13 protein-coding genes are annotated in these 19297 nt (G+C 49.0%); 7 read left to right on the top strand and 6 right to left on the bottom strand.

Annotated features, from left to right (window positions below; genetic code table 11):
- Positions 1 to 56 precede the first annotated feature (56 nt).
- The 3 genes from FYJ45_RS08745 to FYJ45_RS08735 all read left to right on the top strand — a co-directional run bounded on the left by FYJ45_RS08745 (position 57) and on the right by FYJ45_RS08735 (position 4224).
- Complete coding sequence (locus tag FYJ45_RS08745; RefSeq protein WP_195841743.1) at positions 57 to 1691, top strand: extracellular solute-binding protein; 1635 nt, start codon at positions 57 to 59, stop codon at positions 1689 to 1691.
- A gap of 199 nt (positions 1692 to 1890) precedes the next feature.
- On the top strand, positions 1891 to 3561 hold the full coding sequence (locus FYJ45_RS08740; RefSeq protein ID WP_154464300.1) for a hypothetical protein: 1671 nt from the start codon (positions 1891 to 1893) through the stop codon (positions 3559 to 3561).
- Between the two features lie 30 nt (positions 3562 to 3591).
- Entirely contained in the window at positions 3592 to 4224 is a 633-nt protein-coding gene (locus tag FYJ45_RS08735; protein WP_025487617.1) for a YczE/YyaS/YitT family protein, read from the top strand.
- A gap of 135 nt (positions 4225 to 4359) precedes the next feature.
- Here the strand turns inward: FYJ45_RS08735 and FYJ45_RS08730 are convergent, their stop codons facing one another.
- Entirely contained in the window at positions 4360 to 5241 is an 882-nt protein-coding gene (locus tag FYJ45_RS08730) for a DegV family protein (protein WP_154464299.1), read from the bottom strand.
- Between the two features lie 27 nt (positions 5242 to 5268).
- Positions 5269 to 6726, bottom strand: a complete 1458-nt coding sequence (locus tag FYJ45_RS08725) for a nicotinate phosphoribosyltransferase (protein ID WP_154464298.1) — start codon at positions 6724 to 6726, stop codon at positions 5269 to 5271.
- A gap of 149 nt (positions 6727 to 6875) precedes the next feature.
- On the opposite strand from FYJ45_RS08725, the gene FYJ45_RS08720 reads away from it, so the two are divergent.
- Positions 6876 to 7037 (top strand): hypothetical protein, encoded by a 162-nt coding sequence (locus FYJ45_RS08720; protein WP_154464297.1) that lies wholly within the window; start codon positions 6876 to 6878, stop codon positions 7035 to 7037.
- 135 nt (positions 7038 to 7172) lie between these two features.
- Here the strand turns inward: FYJ45_RS08720 and FYJ45_RS08715 are convergent, their stop codons facing one another.
- Entirely contained in the window at positions 7173 to 8438 is a 1266-nt protein-coding gene (locus FYJ45_RS08715; RefSeq protein WP_195841742.1) for a chloride channel protein, read from the bottom strand.
- Between the two features lie 795 nt (positions 8439 to 9233).
- On the opposite strand from FYJ45_RS08715, the gene ileS reads away from it, so the two are divergent.
- The 3 genes from ileS to FYJ45_RS08700 all read left to right on the top strand — a co-directional run bounded on the left by ileS (position 9234) and on the right by FYJ45_RS08700 (position 15757).
- The gene (gene ileS / locus FYJ45_RS08710; RefSeq protein WP_154464345.1) at positions 9234 to 12401 is read left to right on the top strand and encodes an isoleucine--tRNA ligase; all 3168 of its coding nucleotides are present in this window, start codon (positions 9234 to 9236) and stop codon (positions 12399 to 12401) included.
- Positions 12402 to 12649: 248 nt separating this feature from the next.
- Entirely contained in the window at positions 12650 to 15145 is a 2496-nt protein-coding gene (locus FYJ45_RS08705; protein ID WP_154464295.1) for a glycogen/starch/alpha-glucan phosphorylase, read from the top strand.
- Positions 15146 to 15454: 309 nt separating this feature from the next.
- Positions 15455 to 15757 carry a hypothetical protein gene (locus FYJ45_RS08700; protein WP_154464294.1) on the top strand — a complete coding sequence of 101 codons (303 nt, stop codon included), beginning with the start codon at positions 15455 to 15457 and terminating at the stop codon, positions 15755 to 15757.
- A gap of 214 nt (positions 15758 to 15971) precedes the next feature.
- Here the strand turns inward: FYJ45_RS08700 and FYJ45_RS08695 are convergent, their stop codons facing one another.
- From FYJ45_RS08695 to FYJ45_RS08685, 3 genes are all read right to left on the bottom strand, one after another.
- The gene (locus FYJ45_RS08695) at positions 15972 to 16829 is read right to left on the bottom strand and encodes a carbohydrate ABC transporter permease (protein ID WP_195841740.1); all 858 of its coding nucleotides are present in this window, start codon (positions 16827 to 16829) and stop codon (positions 15972 to 15974) included.
- A 10-nt stretch (positions 16830 to 16839) separates the two neighbouring features.
- Complete coding sequence (locus FYJ45_RS08690; RefSeq protein WP_154464292.1) at positions 16840 to 17754, bottom strand: carbohydrate ABC transporter permease; 915 nt, start codon at positions 17752 to 17754, stop codon at positions 16840 to 16842.
- Positions 17755 to 17826: 72 nt separating this feature from the next.
- Complete coding sequence (locus tag FYJ45_RS08685) at positions 17827 to 19179, bottom strand: ABC transporter substrate-binding protein (protein WP_154464291.1); 1353 nt, start codon at positions 19177 to 19179, stop codon at positions 17827 to 17829.
- Positions 19180 to 19297: the final 118 nt, after the last annotated feature.

Below are 19297 nucleotides of genomic sequence, written 5' to 3'. Positions count from 1 at the left end.
TCCGGCGGAAAATCCGGATATTTTTAAGAAATATAATTTTAAATGGAGGTACAGCTATGAAGAGAAAAGGTATTTTTAAGAAGACACTGGCAGTTGCCCTTGCCGCTGCAATGACTTTGGCAATGGCAGGCTGCGGCGGAAAAGAGACAGGAGCCGGCACGGCGGACGGAGGCAGCGCCCAGACAGCCGCTTCCGGCACAGAGGCGGCAGCCGGAACAGATACTGCGGAAAAAGGGAAAGAGGTTACCATCCGCGTGATGGCATGGGACAGAGGAAATGCGGCGCCCGGAACAACCACGGAGAATAACGCTCTGACTCAGTGGATCCAGGAGCAGGTAAAGGAACTGTATAATATTAATGTGGAATATGTTTCCGTTCCCCGTTCGGAATCCGATGACAAGCTGAATATCATGATGTCCGGCGGAACCGCCCCGGATATTGTATTTACCTATGATCAGACCCTGTTCTACAGCTATGCCAACAGCGGCGCGCTTCATGAACTGACTGACGTTTATAATCAGTATGGATCCAATATCCAGAAGTTCTGCGCTGAAGCCCAGGATATCAGTGTAATGGAGGATAAGAAATATGCCGTGATGAAGCAGAGAGGTACTGAGGAACCCCGCCACATGGCATACATCAGAAAAGACTGGCTGGACGAGCTTGGCATGGAAATGCCCACTACGAAAGAGGAACTTGGCAAATATCTCTATGCTGTAAAAGAAAAAAATCTGGGCGGCGACACCACTATCCCCTGGGCTATGAGCGGACGGAATGATACCGAGAAGATGTACCTGAATTTCCTTGGTTCCTATGTGGATCTGCCGGATGACCGTACAGCCTATATCTATAATGAATGGTATATGTCGGTGGCTCCCGGTGCGGAGGAAGGCCTGAAGCAGCTGAACCAATGGTACAATGACGGCCTGATCACCAAAGATTTCCCTACTGATACGGCTGAAGATGTATATATGGCGGCAATTTCCAACGGCAACGTGGGATTCGTCCTGGACGACCCTTATCATCCTCATGCAAGCTTTGAAATTCTGAACAATGCATTGGGTCATGAGACCTTCGTACCCATTCAGTGCTTTGATCTGCCGGATGGAAGCTACAGAAATCCTTTTGAGTACCGTTATGCCATGTTTGTAATGATTCCTACCGCCACAAGTGATGAGAAGGTGGAAGCCTGCATGAAGTATCTGAACTGGATGGCTGACCCTGAAGTGGCTGTCAAAATACGTTATACACCGGATTACAAGACAGATGATCTTGGTGTGGCAGTAGAGCCTGCCGAGGCTGAAAAGAACGAGAAAGGTTATCCTGGCACCTGTGATGACTGGTGCATCATGAACCTGAACTTTGAGTGGGCCAATGATCCCGAGGTGCTGGCGCAGACCTCCTTCAACAACCAGGCCACCCAGTGGGCAAGCCTTGAATGGTATCAAAGTATCCAGACAGTGAAGGAAGTAGGAAAGTTCCGTTTCCCTGTATTCTCCTACATAGCAGAAGATGAGCAGACCTACGGCACGGATGTTAAGACCCGTATGATTGAGTTTGTATATCGCTGTATCGTAGCGCCCGCAGATCAGTTTGAGGCTACCTATGAGTCAGGCCGTAACGAGCTGGTAAATGCAGGTTTGCAGAAAATCCTGGACGGAAGAGCAGAATACTTTGACAGCCAGAACTAGAGTGCGTTAATATGGAAGGCGAAGGCTGGATGCACCGAAATTTATAGTTATTGATAAGCAGAATAAGCCTGTTACTCCGGTAGCAGGCTTTTCTCAGGTAATCAATTGATTCCCTGAGCCATGAGCGGCTCCGGGGATATAATAATATGCTTAAGCCACACTTCTTTGTACTTGAGTAATGGGAAAGGAATGAACGAGAATGGAAAAACATTATGAAATAATTTTAAGGGATACCGAGGAACGGGTATTCAGCCGTCTGCGGTCGCAGGAGCTGGATGAAAAAAGCCCCTGTTACGGAGGCTTTTATGACAGGGATCGGATGGTCCAGGCCAAATATACGATTATCTGCGTGGAACCCATGATCACGCTGTATTGTAATCCGGACAGCCGCTATTACCGCAATTCCCTGCTGGCGCAGCGGGCAGAACTGGGGCTTTCCTATATCCGCAGCGTGCAGCACGAAAACGGACTTTTTGACTATGTTACCTGTAACTTCTTCTCAGCGCCGGATACGGCTTTCTGCATTGGTTTCTTTATCCCGGTGTATGAGTATCTGCAAAAGCTTGGGAATCGCACCGAACAGGAAGAGATTTTTTTACATAGGGTGGGGGAAATTGTACATGACGGCGCATACGGCCTGCTGGAGGGCGGCTTCCATACGCCCAACCACCGTTGGGCAATTGCTTCTTCACTGGCGAAATGCGGGGTGCTTTTCAATGATAAAAAGCTGTCGGAAAGCGCGGGTATTTACCTGATAGAGGGGATTGACTGCAATGCCGACGGTGAGTTCGCAGAGAAATCCGCCGGTAATTATAACAGCGTTAATAACGATGCCATGCTGATGCTTTCCGACGCCACTGGGGACGCCCAATACGAGCAGCATACTATCCGCAACCTTCATATGATGCTTACCTACTGGGAGCCGGACGGAAGTATTTTCACTGCCAATTCCACCCGTTTCGACAAAGACAGGCTGGTATATCCATTGAGCTATTACATAGAGTATCTGGCCATGGGCATGAAATATGACATTCCGGAATTCCTCGGGATGTGCAACACTATTTTTGACATCATTGAGGAAAAAAAGATTTCCTCGCCGGAATGCCTGATTTATCTGATGCTGCACCCCGAATACCGAAGCTTTGAGTATGCGGGACGCTATGAACAGCCGGATTTCGTCCGGTTATATGAGGATTCCGGAATACTGCGGGCCAGGAAGGGGCACTACAGCTACACGGTGATGCGGGAGAAGTCCAATTTCCTCTATTTCCATAACGGAACCAGCAAGCTGGAGATGAAGGTGGCGGGAAGCTTCTGTGAGCACAGGGCGTTTAAGGCGGAAACGATGGAAATCCTGCCTGGCGGCACGGCCCATCTCCATCAGACCATGAGGGGCTGGTACTACCTGCCTTTTGAAGAAAAGCCGGAAACCAGCGACTGGTGGAAGATGGATCAGAGCAAGAGGAAGAAGAAGCTGGGACCGGATATGGAGATTGATGTGTATGTGGAGCCTGCGGAGGGCGGCATAGACGTGCGTGTGGTAACAGAGGGAGTGCAGGGAGCACCCTGGAGAGTGGAGCTGGCCTTTTCCGGCATTGATTATATGGCAAGCGAGCATGTGATGCTTCCGGTGAACGGCAGTGAGGTGTTGGTAATCAAGGATCCGGAACTGGAGGTCTACAATGAAAAGGACAGCCTGTTAATCGGGCCGGGATTTGGAGAGCATCGTTTTACAGAGGGGAAGGAGGACAGTGAAACCAAGACCCCGGGAGCTGTTACGGTATATTTCACCGATTATACTGCCTTCGACCATACGATCCGCATCCGTAACCGCAGGGATCTGGAGGAAAAACTGCTGGCCGGGCAGTAAGGACGGTCAGGAAAATGGAAAGAGAATATTATGAATGACAAAAAAATAAAAAAAAGAATATTGATGGCCTTTATCGGCGTCATCGTCAGCGGACTGGCGGTGGGATTATTCCGGAACGCCCGGTTTGGGACGGATCCATTTCAGGTGTTTGTGAATGGAATCAGCAACAAGGTTACATTTATGGACTTCGGGACGCTGTATATGCTGATAAACCTGTTGATGCTGCTGCTTATTTTTCTCCTGAATAAACATCATATCGGGATATCCACTTTTGTGAACATTTTCCTGCTGGGATACGTGGTACAGTTTTCGGACGACGTGGTGGCAGGCCTGGTGGGGGACAGTCCGTCCATGCCGGTGCGGATTGCGCTGCTGGCAGCAGGACTGGTAATCCTCTGCTTTGCATCGGCCATGTACTTTACGGCGGATCTGGGAGTATCCACCTATGATGCCGTGTCCCTGATTCTGACGGAACGGAAGCTGGGAAAATTCCGGTATCTGCGGATTACCACGGATGTGATCTGCGTTATTGTGGGATTTGCCCTGGGAGCGGTAGTGGGGGTGGGAACGGTAGTGACGGCGTTCTTTATGGGACCGCTGATAGACTTTTTTAATATTCACGTCGCGCGGCCGTTTTTGTATGGAAAGGAAAATAAACAGTAGCTGCAAGAAAACAGAACAATTGCAATATACAAAAAAATGCCTGTCATCCGGGAGCTGATTCTTCCGGATGACAGGCGTTTTTTATACTGACATGATTTCTTCTGTGGAGATTGCAGCCTTCAGAGGATTAAACGGTTACAGATACTTCCGGTACGGCTCCTCTGAAGCATCCAGGAAACAGACACCCACGAGTCCGCGTCCCGTATGGGCGCCGATGGCACAGCCTACAACCGATACCATAATATCTGCGGGATGCAGTTTTTCCCGGAGCAGGTCCAGGACGAAATCCATAGCCTCCTCATCCTCGCCGTGGCAGACGGAAAACAGCTGTTTTTCGATTTCAACGCCGTTTTCCTGGGCATATTCCACCAGGCTTTTCAGGGATTTCTTGTGCCCGCGCACCGTTTTCAGGACCTGCAGGCTCCCTGCTTCGTCCACAATCAGCACCGGCTTCATATCCAGCGCTTCCGCCAGATTACCCTTCCATTTGGAAAGCCTGCCGCCTTTAATCAGATAGGCAAGCGTATTTACCGTAAACACATGCCGGATGTGCCTGCGGTAGAATTCGGCGGCTTCCAGCAGCGTCTCCTTGGAGGCGCCGTTCTCAAGCATGGTCAGCAGCTTGACCACCAGAAGGCCGAAGCCTGCGGAGGCGCAGAGGGAATCGATAATGGTCAGATCAAAATCGGGGTATTCCTCCAGTACGTTAGCCTTTGCCAGATTGGCGGCATTAAAGGTGCCCGCGATTCCGGTGGAAAAACAGAGATATATTACACTGTCCCCGTTTTTGGCATAGGGGGTAAAGGCTTCCTCAAACATGGCCGGGTTGATGTGGTAGGTTTTCACATCGCGGCTGGTATCGTCCAGTATATTGTAAAATTCCCTGGAATGGATGGTCTGGCCGTCAAGATAATCCACCTCATCAATGACCACCGGAGTGGGTATGGCATGAAGCTGATAGCGGCGGATGACTTCCTCCGTCAGGTCAGAGGCGGAGTCCGTGATTATTTTAAGCATAAAGTCTCCTTGTTGTTTTTATATTGGTCAGTGAACCTGTCCCATCTGATCCAGCAGCTGGATTTTGATATGATACAGCTCGGAGGAAAGATCCACATATACCTGGTGAGGGTTGACAAGACGTCTCGTTTCATCCCAGAGCGTGTCCAGCTCCTTCTGACAGTATTCCCTGATTTCCATAACACTGGGAGAGGTGTAGACACATTTCCCATCCAGGAAGACGGGAACCATCAGTTCATGCATGGTATAGGTACCGGGCTCCAGCAGCGTCTTTTTCCACGGCTCCAGGGGATCGAAGAGGAGAAGAGGCTCATTCTCGTCAAAAACCCCATCCTCCAGGGCGATGAGATCCGCCTTGATTTTTCCTGATTCCTTTTCATAGATGCGGTGAATTACTTTATTGCCCGGATTGGTGATTTTTTCTGAATTTTCAGAAAGCTTTATTTTGGGGATGAAGTTCCCGTTCTCATCCATAATGGCGGCAAGCTTGTACACGCCGCCGAAGGAAGGCCAGTTCTTGGAGGTGATCATATGGGTGCCCACGCCCCAGGAGGTAACCTTGCAGCCCTGTGCCTTCAGGCTGTCGATCAGGTATTCATCCAGATCGTTGGAGGCGGAGATAACGGCGTCCGGGAAGCCTGCCTCATCCAGCATCTTCCTTGCTTTCTTGGAAAGATACGCCAGGTCGCCGCTGTCCAGGCGGATTCCGTAGAAGGTCAGCGGAATGCCCGCCTCACGCATTTCCGTAAATACGCGGATGGCATTGGGAACGCCGGATTTCAGGGTATCATAGGTATCTACCAGCAGGATGCAGGCGCCGGGATACATGTCCGCATATACCTTGAAGGCGGTGTATTCATCCGGGAAGCTCATGATCCAGCTGTGGGCATGCGTGCCCTTCACGGGTACATCAAACATCTGTCCGGCAAGCACGTTGCTGGTGCCGATGCAGCCGCCGATCATAGCGGCCCTTGCGCCGTAAATGCCGGCGTCAGGCCCCTGCGCGCGGCGGAGGCCGAATTCCATGATTCCGTCGCCGCGGGCCGCATAGCATACCCTGGACGTCTTGGTGGCGATGAGGCTCTGGTGGTTGATAATATTCAGAATAGCGGTTTCAATCAGCTGCGCTTCCATAATAGGAGCGATGACTTTAATCATTGGTTCCCTGGGGAACATGATGCTTCCTTCCGGAATTGCATAGATGCTTCCGGAAAATTTGAAATTTTGCAGATATTCAAGGAAGTCGTCCTCAAAAATTCCCAGACTTTTCAGATAGGTAATTTCATCATTATCGAAATGCAGGTTTTCCACATATTCAATAACCTGCGCAAGCCCTGCGCAGATGGCGTATCCGGATTCCATCGGGTTATTCCGGTAAAAGGCGTCAAAAATTACCGTTTCATTACGGTCCATGTTCTTAAAGTAGCCCTGCATCATCGTCAGTTCGTAAAGATCGGTCATGAGGGTAAGATTCCGCGTTTTCATGGTTTCTCCTCCGCTTTCAGCATTATGGGTTCAGACACGGGACGGCGGATGAAGGGCTGTCCCATGCCTGTATAGGAATGTATTAAATTACACATATCATACGCGTAATTACCCAAGAAAGCAAGATTTTTTCGCGAGGGGGGCCGCCCGTGGAGGAAACCGGTGTGCCGGCGGCGGGCTATGTTCTCCAGGGGAGCGGCGGTGCAGGTGTATTTTTTGCGGGTGCCGGTTATGCCGGGCATTCCGATGAGCCCAGGACTAAAACCGGCAGGGGCGTCTGCCGGTTTTATGGTCTCATCTCCATGGCATAAAAGGCATCCGCAAAAAACACACCTGCACCGCCGTTCCCCTGGAGAACATAGCCCACGCCGGCACACCGGTTTCCTCCACGGGCGGCTGGTGAGCAGGCAGGTGATGGAAGAATTCAGGAGGAAAAGAAAAAGGACTTAAAAGCGGTGGCTGGTGGGTTGGTTGACGTATTTGTTTTCGAACTTGGAGTAGACGATGGTCTGGCTGTGGTAGAGGCTGTAGTAGCCGGAGAGCATGTAGCTGGTGGCTACGGCTATGAGGAAGTAGTAGGCGTCGTCGAAGCCGAAGAGTTCGAAGGCTATGAGGATGGAGGTTACGGGGCAGTTGGTTACGCCGCAGAAAACGGCGATCATGCCAACGGCGGCGCCGAGGGAGGCGGGGAGCCCAAGGAGGGCGCCCAGGGTGCAGCCGAAGGTGGCGCCGATGAAAAGGGAGGGCACGATTTCTCCGCCTTTGTAGCCGGCGGATATGGTGATGACCGTAAAGAGCATTTTAAAGAAAAAGGCCCAGGGGATCGCTGTCCCGGAGAGGGCGTGCTCGATGACGGGCATGCCTGTGCCAAGGTAGTCTTGGCTGCCGCAGATGAGGGTGAGGAGTATCAGGAGCAGGCCGCCGGCGGCGATTCGGATATAAAGGTTGGTAAAGTATTTTTTAAACAGGGCCTCCCCCATCTGCAGCATCATGCAGAAAAGGATGCTGAGAATCGCACAGCATATGGCCAGCAGCACCACCTTCAGCCCGGGGATCAGGGACAGCTCCAAATCATTCATCACATGGAAATTTTCGGTCTGTACGCCCAGGGAAAATGCAATTTTATGGGCAATGAGCGCCGCACAGATACAGGGCACCAGCGCCGCATAATACATAATCCCCACACTGGAAACCTCCATGGCAAAAAAAGCCGCTGCCATCGGCGTCCCGAAAAGAGCCGCAAAAGCCGCCGCCATGCCGCTCATCAATATGATTTTTTTATCCTTTACATTAAAATGGAAGATGTCCCCCAGTTTTTTGCCGATGCTTCCCCCAATCTGCAGCGCCGCCCCTTCGCGCCCCACGGAGCCGCCGCACAGGATCGTAATAATGGTGGAACTGAAAATCAGCAGCGCCATCCGGAACGGAATCGTGATTTCACTGTGAATGCTCTCAATCACCGAATCCGTCCCGCCGTTATTCTCAAAATGAAACGCCTTATACGTAAAAACAATAAGCAGCCCGCCCAGCGGCAGCGTCAGAAACATATAACGATGCCCTATCCTGAAAGCCGTAACCTGTATCAGGCACCAGGAAAAAAGCGAAGCAAACAACCCCACGGCCACTCCCGTAACAACCCCAAACAATAGCCACCGAAAATACTGCCCCAGATTCCTGTATAGCTTTTCCGCATAAGCCCTAAGCCAGTTCATAATATCCTCCTCAATTTCCCTATCCATATCACGCTGCCAAAAACAAACCATACATACCACATTTAACCAAAATCCCGCATTTACTCCTCCTATCCCCGCCCGCCATCCCCTGTCCTCCCTCCATACCAACTACAATTATACAACCTCCCGCGCATAACAACAAACCATTCAAACAGAATACAGCACAAAACCCTTATCCGTCAAATTTATCTCCATCCACCCCGCCGCCTCCCGGAGAACACAGCCGGACCCCGAACACCAGCCGGAAGCACCGCATGCCCCTCTGCGCACAAATGGGGGGATAAAGCACGAAAGCCCTTGACAATGCGGCTTTGCGGGCTATATAATACCGACATGAACACAGAAACAAAGGCCGTGATGAAGACAGTAGGCATGTTTGGAAAGTTACAGCGAGTCGGCGCAGGTGGGAGGCCGGTACGAGTAAGACATGGTGAATATCACTTCGGAGCCGCAGGCTGAAAGAAAGCGCAGGATGCAGGAAGCATCCGGTTTTTCGAGTAGGCGACGCCGGATTTCCCCCGTTACGGGAAACCATATTTTCTTATAAGGACAGGTTTGGCAGCTGTTTTTATAAGCCGTATGATGTAACAGGTGGTACAACGAGCCTCAGACCTCGCCCTTTTACAAGAAAGGACGGGGATTTTTTTGTTTCAGACGCAGAATGGCGCAGGTGCCAGGAGATCTGAACTGCCATGCAAGACGGCGGACACGCGGCAGGACGCGAATTTATCAAACAGGAATGGCTGTATGCCGGAGAAAGAAAGGAAGAAGGAAATGTCACTTTACACTAAGGTAAACACAGACCTGAACTTCGTGGAACGTGAACACGAGGTGGAACAATTCTGGGAAGACAACAAAATTTTTGAAAAAAGCATGAAAATCAGGGAGGGATGCCCGACCTATACCTTTTATGACGGCCCGCCCACCGCAAACGGCAAGCCCCACATCGGACATGTGGAAACCCGTGCAATCAAGGATATGATTCCCCGTTACCGCACCATGAAGGGCTATATGGTGCCCAGGAAGGCCGGGTGGGATACCCACGGGCTTCCGGTGGAGCTGGAGGTGGAGAAGCTTCTGGGCCTGGACGGCAAGGAGCAGATCGAGGAATACGGCATCGCGCCTTTCATTGAAAAATGTAAGGAAAGCGTATGGAAATACAAAGGCATGTGGGAGGATTTTTCCAAAAAGGTCGGCTTCTGGGCTGATATGGATGATCCCTATGTAACCTATCACGATGAATATATTGAATCCGAATGGTGGGCGCTGAAAAAAATCTGGGACAAGGGCCTTCTTTACAAGGGCTTTAAAATCGTTCCCTACTGCCCGCGCTGCGGCACCCCGCTGTCCTCTCATGAGGTGGCTCAGGGCTACAAGGATGTGAAGGAACGTTCCGCAATCGCACGTTTTAAGGTAAAGGATGAGGATGCCTATATCCTGGCATGGACCACCACACCCTGGACACTGCCTTCCAACGTGGCGCTGTGCGTGAACCCCGGGGAAACCTATGCCAAGGTAAAAGCCGCCGACGGCTATACCTATTATATGGCGCAGGCGCTTCTGGATACCGTGCTGGGCGATTTGAACAAGGAAAACCCGGAGGCGCCGGCCTATGAAGTGCTGGAAACTTATGTGGGCAAGGATCTGGAATACAAGGAATATGTGCCGCTGTTTGACTGTGCGGTGGAAACCTGCGAAAAACAGCATAAAAAAGCATTTTATATAACCTGTGACAACTATGTTACCCTGACGGACGGTACCGGTGTTGTTCATATCGCGCCTGCCTTCGGTGAGGACGATGCCAATGTGGGCCGCAATTATGATCTGCCCTTCGTTCAGCTGGTGGATGCCAAAGGTGAAATGACAAAAGAGACTCCCTGGGCAGGTACCTTCTGCAAGGAAGCGGACCCGATCATCTTAAAGGAGCTGGCGGCGGCAGACCTGCTGTTTTCCGCGCCGAAGTTCGAACACAGCTACCCCTTCTGCTGGAGATGCGACACGCCGCTGATCTATTATGCGAGAGAGTCCTGGTTCATCAAGATGACCGCTGTCAAGGAGCACCTGATCGGCAACAACAATACCATCAACTGGATTCCGGAATCCATCGGAAAAGGACGTTTCGGCGACTGGCTGGAAAATATCCAGGACTGGGGACTTTCCAGAAACAGATACTGGGGGACCCCTTTAAATATCTGGCAGTGTGACTGTGGGGAAATGCTTTCCGTAGGAAGCAGGGAGGAGCTGGAGCGCTTAAGTGGCAATCCGGAAGCGAAGACCGTTGAGCTTCATCGCCCTTATATCGATGCCATCACCATCCCCTGCCCGAAGTGCGGCAAGCCCATGAAGCGTGTGCCCGAGGTAATTGACTGCTGGTTTGACTCAGGAGCCATGCCTTTTGCCCAGCATCACTATCCTTTTGAGAATAAGGAAACCTTTGAGCAGCAGTTCCCCGCGCAGTTCATCTCCGAAGCGGTGGATCAGACCCGCGGCTGGTTCTATTCCCTGCTGGCGGAATCCACGCTGCTGTTTGACCAGACCTCTTTTGAAAATGTAATCGTCCTGGGACTGGTGCAGGATGAAAACGGACAGAAAATGAGCAAGTCCAAAGGCAATGCGGTAGATCCCTTTGAAGCGTTGCAGGAATACGGCGCGGATGCGATCCGCTGGTATTTTTACTCAAGCAGCGCGCCCTGGCTGCCCAGCCGTTTCCATGGGAAAGCGGTTATCGAGGGACAGCGTAAGTTCATGGGGACGCTGTGGAATACCTACGCATTCTTTGTACTGTATGCCAATATTGATAATTTTGACGCTTCCAAATATACACTGGAATTCGATAAGCTTTCCGTGCTGGACAAGTGGCTGCTTAGCCGCCTGAATACGCTGATTACGGAAGTGGATACCCGTCTGGGTAACTATCAGATTTCCGAAGCGGCAAGAGCGCTGCAGGATTTTGTGGACGAATGCAGCAACTGGTATGTAAGAAGAAGCCGTGAACGTTTCTGGGCAAAGGGAATGGAGCAGGACAAGATCAATGCTTACATGACCCTCTACACCGCACTGGTAACGGTGAGCAAGCTGGCAGCGCCCATGATTCCCTTCATGACGGAGGAGATCTATCAGAACCTGGTGAGAAGCCTGGACAAGAGCGCGCCGGAAAGCGTGCATCTGTGCGACTTCCCCACAGCCAATCCTTCTTATGTGGATAAGGAACTTGAGGAAGCCATGGAAGAGGTGCTGGACATCGTCGTGATGGGACGCGCCTGCAGAAATACGGCAAACATCAAGAACCGCCAGCCCATCGGAACCATGTTCGTGAAGGCCGGAACCGTCCTCAGTGATTTCTATAAGGAGATCGTGGAGGATGAGCTGAATGTGAAGAAGGTGGTATTTACAGAGGATGTAAGGGACTTTACCACCTATACCTTCAAGCCGCAGCTGCGTACGGTAGGACCGAAGTACGGAAAACAGCTGGGCGGCATCCAGAAGACCCTGGCATCCCTGGACGGCAATGCGGCCATGGATGAGCTGAATGCGGCAGGAGCGCTGAAATTCGACGTAAACGGCGTGGAAGTAAGCCTGACCAAGGATGACCTTCTTATCGAAATGACCCAGAAGGAAGGCTATGTATCCGAGGCGGATAATAATATGACAGTAGTTCTGGATACGAACCTGACGGAAGAACTCATCGAGGAAGGCTTTGTATATGAAATCATCAGCAAGATCCAGACCATGCGTAAGGAAGCGGATTTTGAAGTGATGGATCACATCAGAGTGTCCCTGTGCGGCAATGAAAAGGTGGCAGGAATCGCCGCCTCCAATCAGGAGTTCATTGCAGGCAAGGTTCTTGCGGATTCCATTACGGCAGGGGAAAACCTGGCTGTAAGCAAGGAATGGAACGTAAATGGTGAAAATGTGACCATTGGAATTGAAAAAGTACAGTAACTGTGCTGTGAACTGAACAGTTGCAAAGTACGGTAATTCGGGTTTTCAAGGGAGAAAGGCCGCCGCTTGGCTAAAGTGGCGGCTTTCTTTACCTTATTTTATCAGTTCTTTTTACAAAATTACTGTTTTCATTATTGGTAAATTGTTGTAAACTGTACGTATTGGGCGAATATGGGCAAAGGACAAAGCCCGGAAGTGCCGGAAAAGACCGTAATTAAAGAATATAAAGAGGATCGAGGAGGAAATACATGCTTAAGAAAACGGTATTACAGAAATTCGACAAAGAGCTTTTCAAGAACAGCGTTATATATAATGTGAAAACTCTTTACCGCAAGACCCTGGAGGAGGCGACGCAGCAGCAGATTTTCCAGGCGGTAGCCTATGCTATCAAGGATGTGATCGTAGACAACTGGATGAATACCCAGAAGGAATATGCGAAGCAGGATCCCAAGACCGTTTATTATCTGTCCATGGAATTCCTGATGGGCCGCGCGCTGGGAAATAACCTGATCAACCTGCAAGCCTATAATGATGTGGCCGAGGCCCTGGAGGATCTGGGTATCGATATCAATCTGGTGGAGGATCAGGAGCCTGATCCGGCGCTGGGCAACGGCGGCCTGGGCAGACTGGCTGCCTGCTTCCTGGATTCCCTGACAACCATGGGGTATTCCGCTTATGGCTGCGGCATCCGTTACCGTTACGGCATGTTCAAGCAGGAGATCCGTGACGGATACCAGATAGAGGTTCCCGATAATTGGCTGGCAGATGGAAACCCGTTTGAGCTGCGCCGTCCCGAGTATGCCAAAGAGGTTAAGTTCGGCGGCTATGTCAATGTATACGTGGACGAAAACGGCCGCAATAACTTTAAACAGGAGGGATATCAGTCCGTAAAGGCGATTCCCTATGATATGCCGATTGTGGGCTATGGAAATGGGATCGTGAACACACTGCGCATCTGGGATGCGGAGCCGGTGGAGTGCTTCCAGCTGGAGTCCTTTGACAAGGGAGATTACCAGAAGGCTGTGGAGCAGGAGAATCTGGCCCGGAATATCGTAGAGGTCCTCTATCCCAATGACAACCATTATGCAGGCAAGGAACTTCGTCTGAAGCAGCAGTATTTCTTCATTTCCGCTTCCGTCCAGGAGGCTGTGGAAAAATACATGAGAAAGCATGATGATATCAGAAAATTCCATGAGAAGGTGACCTTCCAGCTCAATGACACCCATCCTACGGTGGCAATTGCCGAGCTGATGCGTATCCTGATGGATGATTATTATCTCACCTGGGATGAAGCATGGGCTGTGACCACCAAAACCTGTGCCTATACTAACCATACCATCATGGCGGAAGCCCTGGAAAAATGGCCCATTGAGCTATTCTCAAGGCTGCTCCCCAGAATCTACCAGATCGTGGAGGAAATCAACCGCCGCTTCATAGCGCAGGTTTCCCAGCAGTATCCGGGAGATCAGAACAAGATTGCCAAAATGGCTATTATTTATGACGGACAGGTGAAAATGGCACACCTCGCCATCGTATCCGGCTACTCTGTCAACGGCGTGGCAAGGCTCCATACGGAAATCCTGGAAAAGCAGGAGCTGAGAGATTTCTATGAAATGATGCCTGAAAAGTTCAACAATAAGACGAACGGCATCACACAGAGAAGATTCCTGCTCCATGGGAATCCGCTGCTTGCACAGTGGGTAACGGATCATGTGGGCAATGACTGGATTACTGATCTGTCCAAAATCAGCGGCCTGAAAATTTATGCCGAGGATGAAAAAGCACAGCAGGAGTTCATGAATATCAAATATCAGAACAAGGTGCGCCTTGCCAGATATATCCTGGAGCATAACGGTGTGGAAGTGGATCCCCGTTCCATTTTCGATGTGCAGGTAAAGAGGCTCCACGAGTACAAGCGCCAGCTGCTGAATATCCTGCATATTATGTATCTTTATAACGAACTCAAGAACAATCTCCAGTTGGAGTTCTATCCCAGAACTTTTATCTTCGGGGCCAAGGCGGCGGCGGGCTACCGCAACGCAAAACTTACCATTAAGCTGATCAATGCGGTAGCGGATGTAGTGAATAACGACCCTTCCATTGGCGGCAAGATCAAGGTGGTATTTATAGAAGACTATAAGGTTTCCAATGCGGAATGGATTTTTGCCGCAGCAGATGTGTCCGAACAGATTTCCACGGCAAGCAAGGAAGCATCCGGAACCGGAAATATGAAATTCATGCTCAACGGTGCGCTTACCCTGGGCACCATGGACGGCGCCAATGTGGAAATCGTGGAAGAGGTAGGAATGGAAAATACCTTTATCTTCGGTTTAAGCTCCGACGAGGTTATCCGTTTTGAGAACTACGGCGGATATAACCCCATGGATATTTTCAACAACGATCCTGACATCCGCAGAGTGCTGATGCAGTTAATCAACGGAACCTTTGCCCCCTATGATACGGAGCTGTTCCGCCCGCTGTACAATTCCCTGCTGAACACACAGAGCACCTCCAAGGCGGATATGTATTTTATTCTGAAGGATTTCAAGCCTTATGCGGAAGCACAGCGCAGAGTGGAGGCAGCTTACAGGGATGAAGCAAACTGGGCAAAGAGCGCAATCCTGAACGTGGCCTGCTCCGGCAAATTCAGTTCTGACAGGACTATCCAGGAATATGTGGACGATATCTGGCATCTGGATAAGGTAGTGCTGCCTAAGAGAGTGGAGAAGCCGAAGGCAAAATAAGAAAAGCAGCCGGTTGGTTAAAGAAGAGATTAAAATATCGGTAATCTTCAAAAAATAAGACAGAATGCCGCCGCCTGACGTGAAGCTATGTAGGAATTGCTTTACGTCGGTGACGGCATTTTTTGTATTTATTATATTTTAATATTTCATTCTATATTTCAATTGCTATGTTTTATTGCGATATTTTGTTAATGATTATTGTTGACAACTAAACATTAATAAAGTATCATTTTTATATTCTTATTTATTTTAGTGCATTCGCACATTCTGGCAGTTTCTGCCGAAAAATCACATTTAAAACGGCAGGAAGTGCAGAAGCTTAATATGCTTCTTTCTCCTTCGATGAGCGTTACGGAGAAAGAAGAGATACTGGCGCGGGATTATGGGATTGAAATAGAACAGGAAATGGGAGAGGAGCTGAGACAGATGAGTAATTTGAGTGAAGCAATTGAAGAAAGAGGCATTGAAAAGGGACTGGAAGAAGGCATTGAAAAGGGAATCAATCTGGCGAAAAAGGTAAAGAGGTGCTTAAGAGAGGGCTGTTCCGAGAAGAAAATTGCTGAAATTTGTGGCATCAGTGTGGAAAAAGTAAACGAGATTATGGAAGATTAGCAATACGGAACCGGATTACTTATTCCTCATATTCAGGTCAACTAAAAAGTAAGCAACAGATTTCGTATATTTTAAATTATTAAAAGAGAAGCATACGGCCAGTTTATCAGTTCCGGGGAGTGTAATACTTTCTGAATTCCGGATGATTTGCTGCCGTATGCTTCTTTTTTTATAGCTGAGTACTCTATGGGACGAAAAGTAACAGCAGGATGCATCAGCCCTTAACGGCACCGCCGGTAATCCCCTCCACCAGCTGGTTGGAGAACAGAAAATAGATAACAATAATGGGTACCAGCGTTATCATTACAGCGGCAAAGGAAACGTTCATATATTTGATAAATTCATTCAGATAGTTATAAATAGCCAGAGGGAGTGTCCGGACATTTTTTCCGCCCAGAAGAACCATGGGCATATAGAAATCATTCCACTCGCCTACGGCGGTGATTAATGCAACGGTGGATATTACCGGTTTGCAAAGGGGAAGGATTATCTGTGCAAAGATACGCAGTTCACTGGCTCCGTCAAGCCTTGCCGATTCATCCAGTGCTGTTGGGACCGTCCTGAAAAATTTTTGGAAGATATATACGGACAGTGATATACCGGATGCATATACAAGGATCAAGCCGGGAAGCTTATTCAGCAAAGAAAGCTTTTTCAGGATAATGAACAGCGGCAGTACGCTTACCTGAATGGGAAACATCATGCCGAACAGGAAATAGGAGGTGAGGAACGGCTTTCCCTTAAACTCATATCTGGCAATGCCGAAGGCGGTCAGCGCGGCGAGGAGAACGCAGCCGGTAGTGCCGCAGCCAGTCAGGATGATGCTGTTGAAGAAGTACTTTCCAAATTTGTCCTTCGTAAATATTTCCACATAACTGTCCAGTGAAAAGGCCTGCGGCCATCCAAAGGTATCATTAAGTATATTCGTTTTTGTCTTAAAGGAATTTAAAAGTGTGGAGAGAAGAACGAATATGGTGATACTGGTAAAAATAAGCAATAATATCGAAAAGAACCAACGCACAAGCCGGGAGGTTGTGGAGATGATTTCTTTATTTTTTCCTTTCCGTGCCATATTGTCCTCCTTATGTATCATATTCAAATTTAGTTAATACCTTATTCTGTATGAAGGTAACGATCATGATAATAATAAACATGGTAACGCTGATGGAAGCGCCGAAGCCCAGGTTTACTTCTCCGCTGAGCACACTCCCGAAGGTATACCTGTAAAATACCAAGTTCACGAAATCCAGCGAACTGTTTACCCCTCCAGTAGGCCCGCCCAGCATAAAGGGAATATCGAAGACACCCAGTGCCCAGATGGAACTCATGACAATGATGGAGGAGCAGGCGGGAAGGGAAAGCGGGATCAGGATTCTTGTAAGCCGCTGCCCCTCAGAGCAGCCGTCAATTCTGCTCGCCTCGATAATGTCCTGGGGAATATCCATCATATTGGCATAAAAAATCATCATTCCCGAAGCGGCGCCCTGCCAGATAACAAGCACTATCATGATTTTAAAGGATAGCTTAGGATCCCCTACCCATGCGCTTACGAATTGATGGAGTCCCAGTTTTTCAAAAAAAGTATTCAGGAAACCGATAGTCGGGTTAAACATCATTGTGGCAAAAAAGCTTACGATGGTGGAACTAATGACGTAGGGCATAAAAATCATGAATTTATAGTATTTGAAAAACGGTATTTTAAGATAGAACAGATAAGCGACGAGGAACTGGAAGGGCGTGATAATAAACCATACGCAGAGCAGATATTTCAGGTTGTTTTTCAGGGCATTCCAGAACACGGGGGCGATTCTTGTATTGGTAAAAAGAGTTTTGAAATTCCCGATGCCGATAAAATTCATTTCACCTAATCCCGACCATTCAAATACCGAAAGATATATGACATAAATAATGGGAAGGATGATAAAAACTGTATATGCGATAAAGCCCGGGGCAATAAAAAAGAGATAGGGCTTCTTTTTTCTACTTCTTTCCTTCATAAGCAAATCTCCAGTCTGATAAAAAAAGCCTGATACGGACCTGTATCCATACAGGTCCGTATACCGCTTTGGTTATTGCATTTCTTTAGCTAAATCCTCCATTAACTGATCCACTGTGATATCTCCCACGAAAAGTTTGGGGAAGTATTCTTCCGTGATGGCATTTCCCGTACCTCCTTCTATGGAATATTTGGAAATGAGGGACTGCCAGCTGGTATAAACATTATCACAGTCAGATATTTCATTGGCAATCGGGTTGGCGGATTGGATTTCAGGACTTCCGGATACGGCTCTTTGCACCTGTACCCATGTTGTCTGCGCCTCCAGAGATGCGCAGTACTGGGCAAATGCTTTGGCAGCTTCCGGGCTTTTAGTATCTTTATAGATGGAAAATCCGTTGGCGCAGGTACCAACCATACCAGTAGTGCCGTCTTCTGCGGGAATCTGGAATGCACCATAATTCAGGTCGGGGTTATTGGATTCAATACTGGACATTTCCCAGGAACCGCCGATAAACATGGCGGCTTTTCCCATTGTAAAGGTCAGAATGGCGGCGGAACCATCGGTAACGCCCTTATAGTTCTCACCATAGTAGCCTTTGTCCGCCCATTCAATCAGTTTGTTGAGGGCATCCTTGGCCGGCTGATCCGTGAGCTTTACGGAGTAATCGGACAGACCCTTTGTATAGGCAGGATCCATAGCGGATAACACAGGTTCAAAGATGAAAAGTACGCTGAAGAAGCTGGTAGGGGAGAAGGAGATGGGGATAATGCCGGCTCCCTTTTGTTTTTCCAAAAGCGCTTCAAATTCACTGAATTTAGTTGGGATTTCCCAGCCGTTTTCTGCAAAGAGGTCTTTATTGTAGAAACATGCGCGTGTGTCCATGGTAAGCCAGGGAACTGAATAAACCGTGTCATTGATTGTAGCGAGCTTCATGCTGTCTTCCGTCAATGCACTGAAATCCAGATCGCTGATATCCATCAACACGTCATTTTTTACATAATCCTGCATATTCGTGGTAGCTGTTCCGTTTGTCCAGAACAGATCCGGCGCTTCACCGGACTGGATTGCGGTGGTGAGAAGGCTGTAATAGGTATCTCCGTCTTTAATTTCATATTCAACTTCCACATTGGGATATTTTTTCTGGAAGCCTTCAATAACGGCAGCTAACGAATTTTCAAAGGTGGTTCCATGTTCCCAGATGGTCAGGGAGCCTGTGATATCTTCCTCAGTGGAGGCATCGTCAGAGGCTGCGGATGTTTGCTCAGCGGCGGCCTTGGTAGTTTCTGCTTCCGGAGCGGCTGTTTCAGCGGTATTATCCGTGGATGGTGCAGGTGCGGTGGATGATGAATTGCCGCAGGCCGTAAGGCCGCCTGCCAGAAGAGCCGTGCATGTCAATAGTGCCAGAACTTTTTTCCCTTTCATAATGAATCCTCCTTATATTTGCTGCAACCTCGAGATTATGTACCCATTATATATTTTTTAAAATACAAGGCAATTAACTTTCCTATGATTGGAGTTCACAATATTATCCAATTCCGTA

Source organism: Eisenbergiella porci (assembly GCF_009696275.1).
GTDB classification, from domain to species: domain Bacteria; phylum Bacillota; class Clostridia; order Lachnospirales; family Lachnospiraceae; genus Eisenbergiella; species Eisenbergiella porci.
Note: the sequence above shows the minus strand (reverse complement) of the source record. Positions and strands in the feature narration are given on the sequence as shown.

Coding starts and splice junctions, on each gene's coding strand:
- FYJ45_RS08745 (WP_195841743.1), top strand. CDS start 57: ATGAAGAGAAAAGGTATTTTTAAGAAGACACTGGCAGTTGCCCTTGCC.
- FYJ45_RS08740 (WP_154464300.1), top strand. CDS start 1,891: ATGGAAAAACATTATGAAATAATTTTAAGGGATACCGAGGAACGGGTA.
- FYJ45_RS08735 (WP_025487617.1), top strand. CDS start 3,592: ATGAATGACAAAAAAATAAAAAAAAGAATATTGATGGCCTTTATCGGC.
- FYJ45_RS08730 (WP_154464299.1), bottom strand. CDS start 5,241: ATGCTTAAAATAATCACGGACTCCGCCTCTGACCTGACGGAGGAAGTC.
- FYJ45_RS08725 (WP_154464298.1), bottom strand. CDS start 6,726: ATGAAAACGCGGAATCTTACCCTCATGACCGATCTTTACGAACTGACG.
- FYJ45_RS08715 (WP_195841742.1), bottom strand. CDS start 8,438: ATGAACTGGCTTAGGGCTTATGCGGAAAAGCTATACAGGAATCTGGGG.
- ileS (WP_154464345.1), top strand. CDS start 9,234: ATGTCACTTTACACTAAGGTAAACACAGACCTGAACTTCGTGGAACGT.
- FYJ45_RS08705 (WP_154464295.1), top strand. CDS start 12,650: ATGCTTAAGAAAACGGTATTACAGAAATTCGACAAAGAGCTTTTCAAG.
- FYJ45_RS08695 (WP_195841740.1), bottom strand. CDS start 16,829: ATGGCACGGAAAGGAAAAAATAAAGAAATCATCTCCACAACCTCCCGG.
- FYJ45_RS08690 (WP_154464292.1), bottom strand. CDS start 17,754: ATGAAGGAAAGAAGTAGAAAAAAGAAGCCCTATCTCTTTTTTATTGCC.
- FYJ45_RS08685 (WP_154464291.1), bottom strand. CDS start 19,179: ATGAAAGGGAAAAAAGTTCTGGCACTATTGACATGCACGGCTCTTCTG.